Annotated in this window: 8 protein-coding genes; 4 read left to right on the plus strand and 4 right to left on the minus strand. The window is 43.7% G+C overall.

Going from position 1 to position 14,362, the window contains the following annotated elements:
• Positions 1 to 54: 54 nt before the first annotated feature.
• The 3 genes from rpoD to SJY28_RS08785 all read right to left on the minus strand — a co-directional run bounded on the left by rpoD (position 55) and on the right by SJY28_RS08785 (position 5,999).
• A complete protein-coding gene (gene rpoD / locus SJY28_RS08775; RefSeq protein ID WP_191115137.1) occupies positions 55 to 1,977 on the minus strand; it encodes an RNA polymerase sigma factor RpoD in 1,923 nt (640 codons plus the stop codon).
• 517 nt (positions 1,978 to 2,494) lie between these two features.
• Entirely contained in the window at positions 2,495 to 4,678 is a 2,184-nt protein-coding gene (locus SJY28_RS08780) for a DNA primase (protein WP_379544147.1), read from the minus strand.
• 139 nt (positions 4,679 to 4,817) lie between these two features.
• Complete coding sequence (locus SJY28_RS08785; protein WP_057759574.1) at positions 4,818 to 5,999, minus strand: outer membrane protein assembly factor BamD; 1,182 nt, start codon at positions 5,997 to 5,999, stop codon at positions 4,818 to 4,820.
• A gap of 720 nt (positions 6,000 to 6,719) precedes the next feature.
• Here SJY28_RS08785 and SJY28_RS08790 point away from each other — a divergent pair.
• Together SJY28_RS08790 and SJY28_RS08795 are read left to right on the plus strand one after the other, a co-directional pair.
• A complete protein-coding gene (locus tag SJY28_RS08790; protein ID WP_379544148.1) occupies positions 6,720 to 7,985 on the plus strand; it encodes an RluA family pseudouridine synthase in 1,266 nt (421 codons plus the stop codon).
• 40 nt (positions 7,986 to 8,025) lie between these two features.
• Entirely contained in the window at positions 8,026 to 8,904 is an 879-nt protein-coding gene (locus tag SJY28_RS08795) for a polyphenol oxidase family protein (RefSeq protein ID WP_379544149.1), read from the plus strand.
• 234 nt (positions 8,905 to 9,138) lie between these two features.
• Here the strand turns inward: SJY28_RS08795 and SJY28_RS08800 are convergent, their stop codons facing one another.
• On the minus strand, positions 9,139 to 10,392 hold the full coding sequence (locus SJY28_RS08800; RefSeq protein ID WP_379544150.1) for a YeeE/YedE family protein: 1,254 nt from the start codon (positions 10,390 to 10,392) through the stop codon (positions 9,139 to 9,141).
• A 690-nt stretch (positions 10,393 to 11,082) separates the two neighbouring features.
• On the opposite strand from SJY28_RS08800, the gene SJY28_RS08805 reads away from it, so the two are divergent.
• Both SJY28_RS08805 and SJY28_RS08810 read left to right on the plus strand, forming a co-directional pair.
• A complete protein-coding gene (locus tag SJY28_RS08805) occupies positions 11,083 to 11,700 on the plus strand; it encodes a flavodoxin family protein (RefSeq protein ID WP_379544151.1) in 618 nt (205 codons plus the stop codon).
• 925 nt (positions 11,701 to 12,625) lie between these two features.
• A complete protein-coding gene (locus SJY28_RS08810) occupies positions 12,626 to 14,341 on the plus strand; it encodes a xanthine dehydrogenase small subunit (RefSeq protein WP_379544152.1) in 1,716 nt (571 codons plus the stop codon).
• Positions 14,342 to 14,362 lie beyond the last annotated feature (21 nt).

The raw sequence follows: 14,362 nt of genomic DNA on the forward strand, positions 1-14,362 counted from the left end.
ATTTTTAGCGATCATCGAAAACCTATTAACTAGGCTCAGTATTTCTCTGAGAAATTAGTCATTTTCAAGGAAAGAGCGCAAGTGCTCAGAACGTGATGGATGACGCAATTTACGTAATGCTTTTGCCTCAATCTGACGAATACGCTCACGCGTTACATCGAACTGTTTACCGACTTCTTCTAGAGTATGATCGGTTGGCATATCGATACCGAAACGCATTTTCAAGACACGCGCTTCACGTTCAGTCAGGTTACCCAATACATCACGCGTCGCTTCTTGCAGACCAGCAGCAGTCGCATCATCAACAGGGCTTGAAATCGTACCATCTTCGATAAAATCACCTAGGTGCGAATCTTCATCATCACCGATAGGGGTTTCCATAGAGATAGGTTCTTTAGCAATCTTCAGGACTTTACGGACTTTAACTTCGTCCATCTCTAAGCGTTCGCCTAATTCCTCAGGCGTTGGCTCGCGCCCCATTTCCTGTAGCAACTGACGTGAGACGCGGTTGATTTTGTTGATCGTCTCAATCATATGCACAGGGATACGAATGGTGCGCGCTTGGTCAGCGATAGAGCGGGTAATCGCCTGACGAATCCACCAAGTAGCATAGGTTGAGAACTTATAACCACGGCGATATTCGAACTTATCAACGGCTTTCATCAGACCAATGTTACCTTCTTGGATAAGATCCAAGAACTGTAGACCACGGTTGGTATATTTCTTCGCGATAGAGATAACCAGACGTAGGTTAGCTTCAACCATCTCTTTTTTCGCGCGGCGAGCTTTTGCTTCACCAACAGCCATACGACGTGCCACATCTTTCATATCATGGATTTTCATGTCGAGCTGCTGCTCATAATCACGGATACGACGTTGTAGTAAAATGACGTCATCAGTAACTTTTTCTAGCGTACCAGCAAATGCAGGCTTACCTTTGATACGTTCAATCAACCAATCAACATTGGTTTCATTGCTAGGGAAAGTCTTACGGAACTCTTCACGCGGCATACGACCACGGCGAATCACCAAACGCATGATTTGACGCTCTTGCTTACGCACGTCATCATAGACGTCATGCATAATAGCCATAACTTGATCTGACAAGCGGTTATTTAGCTTCAACATCATAAAGCGTTCAGCAAGTAGGGCATACGCGGTATCAGCCTGTACGCTACCACGGCCATAATCAAGCAAGGCTTGCTTGGCTTTAATGAATAGATGCTCAATCTCTTCTAGACGCAAACGAACTTCTTCTGGATCAAGACCGCTGGTTTCTTCTTCAGCTTCGTCTTCAACGTCATCTTCGTCTTCGTCGTCATCATCAAGCGCGGCTGCTTTCGCATTGACCTTGGCTTTGATAACCGGTGGGTTTTCTTTTTCTTCTTTGATGCGTTCACGCTCTTCTTTCGCTGCCTCTTTTGCTTCTTGAGCTGCGATTTTGTCTTCTTCGGTCTCAGGGTCTAAGAAACCAGTGATGACGTCAGATAGCTTTTTTTCGCCGTCTTGTACTTTTTGATACTCGTCAAGGACAAACTGTACGGTACCAGGCCAGTAAGACATGGCATGCTGCACATCACGAATACCCTCTTCGATACGCTTAGCAATGGCAATCTCGCCTTCGCGAGTCAGTAGGTCAACCGTACCCATTTCACGCATATACATACGTACAGGGTCAGTGGTACGACCAGGCTCAGTTTCAACAGAGGCGAGTACTGCCGCTGCCTCATCTGCTGCCATATCATCATCACTTGAATCATCATTCATCAAGATGTCATCGGCATCAGGAGCTGATTCAAAGATTTTGATACCGACATCGGTCAGCATTTGCACAATGTCTTCGATCTGATCGCTTTCGGTAATAGAGTCGGGCAGCTGGTCATTCACCTCAGCGTAGGTAAGATACCCTTGCTCTTTGCCCATTTGGATTAAGGTGGCCAGTTGAGATGTGGACTTAGAAACTGACTTATCGTTCATAAATACTCGCTTACTTGCATCGGACATTTTTATATTGTGACTCGCTATCGCTCGCTCTTTGCGTTGATCTTATCAATCGATTGATCAAAATATGGCGTAGAGGTTGTCAATAATATCAAAAATGAGTTGATATGAATAAAGGCTCAAAACACTACAATAACAATGCTGATAAACAGCTAAAAATTAGAAAAGCTCAAAAGACTTCAATATGGTACTTAAAAAAATACAGTACTTAAAAAATAGTATCTAAAAGCGGATACGTAAAAATAATACCTAAAATTTGTGCTTAACGATGCATGCTCACAATCATTCACCAAGCAATGCTGTCAATATACAGCGACACAGTTTAACACAGACCACAGTCGTCAAGCACGAGCTAGTGATAGCTACCGACCATTTTTTACCGATTATTTGCTATCAGCTAAATGATTTAGGAGCGACTCATGCTACTGGGCATAATCATTAGTAGTGGGGGCAGCTGCTAGACTTTTAAAGGGTCAACATTTGAAATTAAACATTAAGACTGCACAGTGACCATCTGGGCAGATTGCTCTGCCTGCTGTGCCCGTAGCCAATCATTTAATAATTGGGTTTGTTTACGGACGATCGCAAGCTTAATATGATCAGGGTTCTGTATCAGCTCTTGTATTTTTTTCTTCATGTTGCGCTCAAGCAGCTGACTGACTAGCTCTTCGATTAGGCCATCAAGCCCCAAAATATTGCGTGCGGTTAGCGCTTTATAGAAGCCGCCCCAATTACGGCTGAGCATGTCTTGGGTCGCAGGCTTTACGTTCGATAAGATAAAATGCGCCGCTGCATTGACATCTTTTGGTAGGTAATTAAGACAGCGCTTGATAGTGCTTACGATGTCTAGCAGGGCAGCATCTTGCAAGTCTTCCCAAGCAAGAGGACGCAGGGTATCAGGTGATGCTTTTTGTTTGATATGGGCAGGTAGGTGTAAGCCATTAATCCCTGACTGTTGCCAAATCGACTCGATAGGGTCGTCGATTAACGCGCGCGGCTGAAACAAAAAGCACAGCTGCAATTGCTGACTGATGGTCATATCACCATCAAAGTCTACCAGCGCATCTTTGGCTTCGACATTCTGACTGCGTTTACCGCCAAGCTTTTGATAAACGTCATTGTTGAGCAAATAGCGAAAGCTACTGCCTTTGGGTAAAGCAGTCGTCAGCGAGCGTACTTGAGACATAAGCTTGGCTTTGCCTTCAGCCAGACTCATGTCATAACGCTCACTCAAATACGCAAAAATATACTGTGATAGCGGCATGGCATTAGCGATTTGCTCACGCATGGCATCGCTGCCCTGACTCTTAATAAAAGTATCAGGATCATGATTGTTAGGCAGGGTTAAAAACCGCAGTTCTTTGTCATCGGCCAGTACAGGCAGGGCAACTTCAAGTGTGCGCCAAGCGGCTTTTTGTCCTGCGCTATCTCCATCAAAGCTCAAGGTAAGCGTTGGATTTAGTGTCAGTAGACGCGATATTTGGCTTTCATTAATCGCTGTACCCATCGAGGCGATTGCCCCATAGATACCCGCTTGATAAAGGGCGATCACATCCATATAGCCTTCGACGACCAGCCAACTGTCTGCGCGCTGCTGACGCGATTCATAATAGCCATATAGTACGTGCTGCTTATGAAAGACGGGCGAGTCTGAGGAGTTGATATATTTAGGCTTTACTTCGTCATCGAGCGCTCGACCACCAAAACCGATAGTGCGGCCTTGGTTATCACGAATTGGGAAGATGACTCGGTCGCGCAATAGATCGTAGTCGCGGCCAGACTCTGACTGACGTACCAATCCTAAGGCTTTTAGTCCTTCAATATCCTGCGGAAATTGATGCTCAAGATGCTGCCAGCCAAATGGCGCATAGCCAAGACCAAAGGTCTCAAAGATGTCTTCGGTGATACCGCGCGATAAAAAGTAGTGCTTGGCATGGGGATGTGTGGTCAGGTTGTGTTGATAGAACTGCTGGATTTGCTCTAGCAGCTCATACAGGTTGCCATCTTTATCATCGCTTTGCTCAATGCCATGAGCGTTCTGCATACCAGCGCCAGTATCGGTATCTGTCAACCATGCTGGCGGATAGCTACTATCATCTGCGTGGCTTGGTAAATATGGCTCTGAGGAATACGAGTCCATCGAATAGGGCGCTGAATCATAAGCGTCTAACGGTGGAAAATTCTCGTAGCCTTGATTGTCATTATAAATGGGCTGGTCGACGTAGTTTTGGTCGCTGTGGGCGACATTGTTTTGATGACTGTCTTTATTTGTATCGTCTTGATTTGCTTTGCTATGTTCTACAGTTGGGCTAGGCACATTGTGCACAGGCGGCGGTGCAATAGGTTTGGGTGCGCGACGTTGATAACTAACGTTTTGCTGTTCTTCTTTCGGTACTTCAATGCCTGTTTGCTTTGATAGTTCATTAACAGCTTCAATAAATGTCAAATTTTCATAATCACGCAAAAAACTGATGGCATTGCCACCGACGCTACAGCCAAAGCAGTGATAGATGTTTTTTTGTGGATTGACATAAAAAGAAGGCGATTTTTCACCGTGAAAAGGGCAGCAGCCTTTATATTCACTACCAGCGCGTTTAAGCGTGGTGTGTTTGCCAATGATGCTGATCAGGTCAGCTTGGCTATTTAATTGTTCAAGAATATGGTTAGGAATGCTCATACAAAAAACAGTTTACCATAGGTCGATTATATTGGGGCAGAGGTAATAAGATACTGCTAGAAAAATAAGGCCAACATAATGTTGGCCTTATTATCAATGAATACAGACTGTGTTAGTTAGGCTAAAAGATTTAACGTAATCAATTATTATCCATATCACTCACACTGTCGTCATTTAACGTAGTGCGACGTGTTGGATTGGTGTTTAGTGGATCGACATTGGCTTCTCTTGCAGTTGAGCCAGTACTTGATTGACTGGTTACGCGCTCAGCTGACGCTTCAGGCAGACCTAAGCCCACGCTAATACCATTACGTGCAGCAGCATTATTGGCGACTGGAGTATTAGCAGGCGTCGTGTTAGTCCCTGCTAGTCTCAACTGGGCCGCATTACGAATCATTTGTGTCTTAGTTGCGCCGTTATACTCGCCAGATGCGACTGATTTGTCAGTTGTGTTCGAACGACCAAGCTTACCAAAGGTGATCTTGTTGAGCCAAGTACGGTCACGTTTGGTGCTTAATTTCACACTACCATTGCTGGTTAGCATTTCTGGGTAGTTGATCTGCAACAGCGTTTTGTACTCATTTGCCAAATCGGTTAGACCAAGTTTTTCATGGCTATAAGCTAATACCGCAAGAGCATCTGGGGTTGATTCACTTAGCGGGTAGTACTGGAATACCCATTTAGCACGGTTGACCGCTGCTACATAAGCTTCACGCTCGATATACCAATTGGCTGCGCTCATTTCGCTCTCAGCAAACTGGTTATAGATGAACGTCATACGCTGAGCGGCATCTGGTGCATACGGGCTGTTTGGGTATTTATTGATAAGCTCTTGGAAATTGGCAAAGGCAATACGCAAATACGCGGTATCACGCTCAGCTTGGTTCAGCTTAAATAGCTTTAGGCTCTCAGATGAACCTTCCATATTGGCAACGCCGCGCACATAGTAGGCGTAGCTGACTTGGGGGTTAGACGGGTAAAGACGAATAAACTGCTCAGCACTTGCTGCCGCCATCTCATACTTGTCGCCTTCGTATTGTGCATACATCATGTCAAGCAAGGCTTGCTCAGCGTACTGTCCGGTTGGGTAGAATGTACGCAGATTGGTCAGCTCTTCGATACCTTGGATATAGTGACCTTTGTCAATCTGATTGACGGCCTCGTTATAATACCCTTGCTCTGATTTTTCAGCTGTTTCTACTGCCTCGCCATCTTTGGCACCAGTTAGATTTTTAAAAGTCTGGCAACCCACTAGATTGACGCTAAGCGCCAGTAGGGTTATTGAGGACAGTTTGATAAACGTATTGCCAACAGCTTGCATACTTCTTCTCCGACACAGGACGCATAATAGCAGCGGCGCTATCATGCTATATAAAAGGTTAGTGATAAAAAACGACGCTAAATAGTCAGCGATCCACCAGCAAAAATTTTTTATCGAATGCAGTTTTTGTTATGACGTATTGTACTGATAGATTGGGTTTGATACATAGCGCTTGTATAGTAAGCCAGTCATAGACCACATGCATTTAACCATAATCAAACGGTTTAAATGGCAAACACAGTCAACAAAACCCCATGCTATTTTCATACTGTATCTAAATACGGCATTCGCATACAGTGCCATAGCATACAGCAAAACATGGCTATACTTTATAGAATAACATTTGCTACGTCTATTTTTTCGCCATCTATATTGTATAGGCAGTTTAACATGAGCGGCTGTCACGAGCGATATCGAATGTCGCTAGCATGAGTAAATATACAGTAAATTACAGCAATGTCATGTTCTAGAGAGTTAAGCGATGCATCTTACAGCCCAAAGGTATGCTCAAAAATTCACAGATAGCATGCAGCTTCTATAGGGCTTATGCGTGCGACATGATACACTAGAGTGGTATTGTCTTCGCTTTTTTGTACCTTGAAGGTTGTTATCTGCTATTTATAGGCGAAACACGATAATCAAAAAACGACAATTTTTTATACTGCTATTTATAATACTATCTTCGAAGTCACCTCACAAAACACTGTCAGGGACTTTGCCATGTATCAATCCGCTATGAATAATGATGCCATGACTACCAATTTATCACCGAATCAATCGCTAGATACTGATTCATCAGCACAAGAGTCACCAATGCCAAATGATGTTTTGAACAATAATGAGCTACCTGATAATCAACCAATGATGAGTGATCAAGTGCATGATGATGCGCTTGATAATGAAGAGATGCTCATCGATGATGGTAATGATCTGAACGATAGCGACATTGATGATAACGATATTGATGACAGCGACATGGACGGTGACGACGATGAAGCCCCAGTAGCGGGTCAAGCTGTACCAGTGATTGTAGATATGACGCATGTGGTCACAGAAGATCAAGCTGGTCTACGTATTGACAAGGTCGCCTCACAAGCGTTTTCAGACTTTTCGCGTGTACAACTTCAGAACTGGATTACTGACGGCAGTCTGCTCTATAACGGCAGTGTTCAAAAACCGAAAGTCCGGGTCAAAGCAGATGACGTATTGCATCTATCAACGACGTTACAGCAGCATGGCGAAGACCAGCCAGAAGACATAGATATCGATGTTGTCTATGAAGATGATGACGTATTGGTAATCAACAAGCCTGTCGGTATGGTGGTTCACCCAGGCGCGGGTAATCAAAACGGCACTTTGGTCAATGCATTGCTATATCATTATCCTCAGCAGCATCATTTACCGCGTGCAGGTCTCGTGCACCGTATTGATAAAGACACCTCTGGATTGCTATTGATTGGCAAAACCAAACCTGCTCAGATGGCACTAATGGAGCAGTTAAAAGACAAGTCTGTTTATCGTCACTATAAGTGTGTGGTAGCAGGGGACCAAGCAAGCTTATCTCGCCATCGTCGTATCGATGCACCGATTGGTCGACATCGCAACCAGCGTACTAAGATGACGGTGATGACTGCTGGTCGCGAAGCGGTAACACATTTGCTAAATGTCACGCCATTGAACGAAAACTACTGTCTACTAGATGTTGGGCTTGAGACTGGACGTACGCATCAAATTCGTGTGCATCTAAGTCACATTACTTATCCACTAGTCGGTGATCGTGTCTATGGTGGCCGTCGTCAGTTGCGTTCTGGATTGACAGAAGCTCAGCGCCAAGCTATTAATAATTTTCCGCGCCAAGCATTGCATGCCTATACGCTAGGGTTTGTGCATCCGACGACAGGTGAGGACATTGAGGTGACGACGCCGCTACCTGAAGATATGCAAAAACTGATGGCCGTACTCAGCGACGGTTATTATGAAGAGTAAACGCTAATGTTTACTAGATGAGAGGTGAGAGCGAGCAGCCATGACGAACACGTTACCGATGACAATGATTGCGCAAATTGATAATGTGACCGTTTTTCAGACGGCTGCTTTTGCATTTGATAATATTGATGACTCTGCTGCTAAAAACCAGCGTATAGGTTGTGAAGGCCAGTCAAATTACGGCGAGCTGAATTTAGGTCTGCATGTCAATGATAATGCACTGCAAGTATTAGATAACCGCATGAATCTATTGGCTGCTATCAATGAGCAGCTGACAGATAAGTCTGCACAAAATGAGCAGCATGCGGCTATTAATCGCTTACATTGGGTCAGTCAGGTTCATGGTAAACATATTCATGATGTCGATGCTACTATGTTGGATATGGCGCCACTGTCTGCTGATGCGATGGTCAGTCAACAAAGTGGTCGCGGTCTGGCAATCATGACGGCGGACTGTGTACCGATTGTCTTATATCAGCCCACCAGTGGCAAAATCGCAGCGATTCATGCAGGCTGGCAAGGATTGGCCTGTGGTGTGATACAAGAGACTGTCAACCGCTTTACCGATTCAGGCCCTATACAAGCTTGGATAGGAGTGTGTATCAGTCAGGAAAATTATGAAGTAAATACAGACGTTCGTGATAAGCTATTGGCTGGGTGTATAGCCAATCAGACGTTGCCAGAGACGCATATCGATAACTTTGTTTCGCTATTTTCTATATCGTCTCATAATGACAAAATAAAGTTGGATTTACCGAAGCTTGCTGCCATGCAGTTAGAAGCTGCTGGTGCTACAGTTGTGAATGATTTACCTGTTGACTGTAGTTACGCAGATACTCACTATTACTCGTATCGCCGCCAGACTCATATGCAGCAAGCTGCCACAGGTCGGATGGCACTGGTCATCGTTCGTCGTTAGCAGCTTTATAGTCAGCGAACTACTAAACCGCTACGGTGTTACCCTCCCTAGATGTACTATATGTACAATCTACGGTCGGCTGCCTTGTAGCTGTTTTAGATTTCTTTGACTATATAATAATGAGTAGTGGCAAGGAAGTGATAAACAATAAAAAAACAGCAGATTATTCTGCTGTTTTTTATTTGAGTGCTACATTCGTATTAACATAAGGTCTGTATTAATACAAAATCTGTATTAACAAACGGAGTCGCTAGATTTTGGTACTGATAAGCCAAATAGAGGACGTAAATACAGTGCCAAGAACGTACCTGCCATTGCCAATATGCCCCAGATATAGCCATGTAAGCTAAAAGAAGCGATACCACCAAAGTAAGCGCCAATATTACAACCGAACGCGAGACGTGCACCGTACCCCATCATCAATCCGCCAATGACCGATGCTGCAAAGTTACCTGCAGTAATTTTAGTAAACTTGAACAAACCACCCGCAGCAGAGGCAATAAACGCGCCAATGATAATGCCGATATTTAATACAGTGGTTGAGTCAGCAAAGATAGAAGCTTCAAGCGCTGCTGCATTAGCCCCTTGCCAATAGCCCCAGCTAGCCACATCCATGCCAAAGCCGCTTGCAATTTTAGAGCCCCACAATGTAAATGCTGACGTAATGCCCCACGGTTGACCACGTGTAAGTAATGTCAGACCGTTAAGTAAAGCTAAGACGATTGCAGCAGCAAATAGCGGCCAAGAACCACGAAAGATTCGTTTCCAGCCAGACTCAGAAGGCACGGGCGCCATCTTCGGTGCGTTTCTTTTTTTCTCAACGACTAATGTTACCCATGCGATAATGCCGAATATGGCTAGCGACACCAGCCATGCCCCTGTATAGCCAAGACCTGTAGAGGTTGCTAAAGAGAAAGGTGCATAAGCGGGCATCTCTTCTGTCCAGAATGGCAAATGATAAGCACCAATCGTGGCGCCCACTATGAAGAAAATAAAGGTGATGAACATAACAGAGCGTCCACCGCCTACCGCATAGAGCGTACCAGAGGCACAGCCGCCACCAAGCTGCATGCCGATACCAAATACAAATGCGCCTACGACTAGACTGACCCCTAATGGCGCGACATAACCTGCGACAGGACCGCCAAATAGCGTCGTGCCATAAGCAAGGATTGGCGCAAATAGCGTGACAGCAACTGCCAACATTAGCATGTGTGAGCGCATCGCCTGACCGTTGCCCACTGCCATCATACGTCTAAAAGCAGAGGTAAAGCCAAAGCGGGCATGAAAAAGGGTATAGCCTAACAAAAGACCTATGCCAAGTAGCAATGATTGAGAAATATGTTGAGTGGCTAATAGATACGCAAGCACCATCAATCCTACGATGCCACCACCCATAATCAAGGGTTTTTGCGGTGCATTTAGGGCCAGATCATCTCTAATGATAGGATCTTTCGTATCATTTACAGGTTGAACGAGAGTAGTCAAGGTAATAGCTTCCTTATCCGAGGATGTTATCAGATATCATTTTTATAAGAATTTATATGAGTATAGTTACGCAGGTTTGCAGAATTGGAAACTGTATTTCTGTTAATTTGGTTTAGCAGTAAGAAGCGTTACATCATAATCCTATTGTCATTAATGTAAATACGGAGAGATTAGAAAAAATAGAATTAGTATATGAGGATATGGAATAAATAAATTGCTGTATATATTATTTGATATTAATAGTTTCCTATAGTGCTGATAATCATAGGTTTATCAGTTATTAGGAAGTTGTTTGTGTCACATTATCAGTCAATGCGACTTACCCATTTATACAAAATATATTAAAAGTATATATGATCTGATTAGTCAGTCTTTAATAAATAACTTAAAAACGAAAATACGTCTGATACAATAGGCTTGAATTCAATGAAGGTCGTCGCATATATACTGGTATGTATACGCTGCCGTATAAAGACTATGCGATTGCTCCATCACCATTGATATTTCTGCCAGTTAAATTGACTCAAAGAAGCATTGCTTGATTCTGTTATATCGCCTGATAGTTCGAAAGTTTGAGCTATCGATAAGTACTTATCAGTGAAAATAAGGCCACTAGCTATCGACTGTGGCTAAGTATCCAATATTTTATAAGCTTCATTATTCAACCAATTATTTATTATTAGAGTACGTATGAATACACCTGCTAAATCGTCTAACACCTCTACATCTACTGATAACGCGCCTAATGTCTCAATCGCCGTTATTTTCCATAGTAATTATGGTCATACCAAGCGTGTCGCTGAGGCGATAGTACAAGGTGCGCATCAGCAACTGCCAGAAGCGCAAGCAAAAGCTGTCGATGTTTATGATGTTGATTGGGACTACTTAGATCAGGCAGATTTGCTGGTTTTTGGTAGTGCAGTGTATATGGGTAGCGTGACGGCTGAGTTTAAGACCTTTATGGATGAGACATCTAAGCGTTGGTATCATCGCAAATGGGAGGGTAAATGGGCAGCAGCGTTTGCCAATTCGGGCGGCCTGAGCGGTGATAAACTTGCTGTATTGCAGCAGATTTCTCTATATGCCATGCAACATGGTATGAACTGGATTGGTCTGCCATTGATGCCGACAGGTCATGAGGTTCATGACTTAAACCGTCTGTCTAGCTTCTTGGGACTAATGACCCAGTCGCTTGATGGGCCACCTGAAGAGACACCAGGTTCAGGGGATATTGATACTGCTATTTGGTTTGGTGATCATCTGGCCAAAACGATTATTAAGCATCAACCAGCTGATACTAAACCTTAAAAATAGCTAGAACCGACAGAGCAATAAAATAAAAAAGCAGACATTATCGATGTCTGCTTTTTTTTGTGCCAATTTTTATTGAGCGATCAGTGCTATTAAGCGCTAGGCTTTTTATGGAGCAACAAGCTTAGTAGGGGCGGGCTTCACGGGGATAGGACTGTCAACGAATTGAAACGACTGACAACCTCCTACCAGCATCGTTGCCACTAGCAAACAGGTAAAGGCGAATGACTTCATAGTAATATCTCAAAAACGATTTTAGCCCAACGATATGTCACGATTACTTATCATTAGAAGTCACAACAGTGAAGAGTCAGGCTTATTTGCAGACATTATATATAAAAATCAGCTGTTCATAGCAGTTTAAAGGCGATATATGTATTCGGTACTGTTTTTAAGTATGCTATCTCGCCGTTTATAGTATAGCTTATCTAACATTTCGTTTGATTTGTCATGTATAAAATTAAAGCTATTTATAAAAATAAGGTCTGGTATTAAGTAGCTGAGCAACGAATAAAATCTACAAACCGTATAGATATTCCTTTAGATTTGAGGTGTTCATCAATTATTTGCCAACTATTCGATAGTATCTATAGGCATTTTAACGGGTTGTGTTATAAATAAGAATAGTGATAATATGTTGAAAGCTGACCAAATAGTCAAGTATCCTACAGTACGAGTTTTCTAACAAAATTGTTCGATGAATGCTGATATTTGCAACCAGCTTACCTAATATAGAAAAGTGCGCTGTGCTGATTTTTTCTATCTCTTAAGAATATATTAGCGAATAAAACAGAATAACCGTACTTGAACGGTTGCAGCATGATGTAAACCAAGTGCTTACGTTCAGCATTTAAGCCGTTAAATTCCTTAAGCCTTAAGCCTTATGCTTATCTTCATTATTTTATTTTAGCCGAGTCTTGCTATGATTAGTTTTTACTTAAATGGGAAACGCCACGAGCTAACCCAGCTTAACCCTAATACGACGGTGCTTGAGTATCTACGATTGCATGAAGGCCAAACGGATACGAAGGAAGGCTGTGGTAGTGGTGATTGCGGTGCCTGTACTGTGATGGTTCAGCGCCTGCCTAACGCTAGCCAGCAAGTGCTTAATGATGAAAATGGCGACGAAAAAAATGCTACACCACCGTTCTATACGATTAACTCTTGCATTACGCTAGTGTCGCTTATGGATGGTCATCATCTGATGACGGCTTCTTATTTGGCAGATAATCCTGAGCATCATCCAGAACGTGCTCTACTGCATCCAGCGCAGCAAGCGATGGTTGAATGTCACGGATCGCAGTGCGGTTTTTGTACACCTGGGTTTGTGATGTCGCTGGCTTGTGTTTACGAAAACAATCGTATGCAGACAAGTCAAGAGACAGCAAGTCAGAACGATGCCAAGCAACTAAGCTATGATGAAGTGGTTGCTTCAATCTCTGGCAACCTATGTCGCTGTACAGGTTATCGACCGATTATCGAGGCGGGCCTACTGATGAGTGATATCGGTCAGCAGAGAGAAGCAGAACAGTCGGCTGTGAAAGACCTGACTATCAGTCTAGCGACAGATGCGATGGGCAGTACAAAGGAGTCAGCAGTAGTCCTTGAAAACGTGCCAGCCGAACAAAAAAATCAAGAGCCACATGGTATTGCCCCTGCACTGAATGATGCTGGGCGACATTTATATATGCCCAAGACACTAGAGGAGCTTAATCAGGTATTAGCTACCAATCCACAAGCTACGATTTGGGCAGGCGGTACGGATTTGGGGTTGAGCGTAACCCAGCATTTGGTTGATCACGAGGTCATTATCCAGCTTTCAGGTGTTGAGGCATTAAAGTCATGGTCATTATTTGACGCAAAGTCTGACTCAAGCAATGAAGAGTCGGATAACGAGCAAGCTTCTAACCAATCATTAGTACTGGGCGCTGGCATGAGCTATCAACAGATGTTGCCTGTGCTTGAGCAGTATTTTCCAAGCTTTGCGCAAGTATTTGAACGCATTGCCTCTCCGCAAATCCGTAATATGGGCACCATCGGCGGCAATATAGCCAACGCTTCTCCAATTGGTGATTTACCACCGATTTTATTAGCGTTAGATGCGTCAATTCATCTGCGTCATTGCGCGCCTAATCGTAAAGAATCAGGTAACGGTTTAGATAATAGCGACGCTATTTATACGGATGAGATCATACCTTTATCAGAATTTTTCTTAGATTATAAAAAGACCAAACTGCAAGCAGGCAGTTACGTAGTCGCTATCCATATTCCTCTGATGCATGACAATCAGTACTTATTTATTCATAAAATTAGCAAACGTTATGAGGATGATATTTCAGCGTGTCTATTGGCTGCGCGAATCGATGTATCAGCAGATGGCATGACGATAGAGAATGCAAAGCTTGGACTTGGTGGCATGGCTGCCATACCGTTATTAGCCACAACCTGTCAGCAAGCGCTCATTGGGCAAGCGGCTGAAGTTGCAAGTTTTGAGCAAGCAGCACAAGTCTTGTCTGCAGACGTTACGCCTATGACTGATGTCAGAGCCAGCCGTGAATATCGCTCACATGTGGTACAGCGTCTGCTGGTGAAGTGCGGTAAGCAGTTGGTAGCAGGTAGACAGACTGAGACTGCTTAACTAGCAGAATTGTTGTTTGCT

The organism is Psychrobacter sp. R86515, assembly GCF_042466315.1.
Classification (GTDB): domain Bacteria; phylum Pseudomonadota; class Gammaproteobacteria; order Pseudomonadales; family Moraxellaceae; genus Psychrobacter.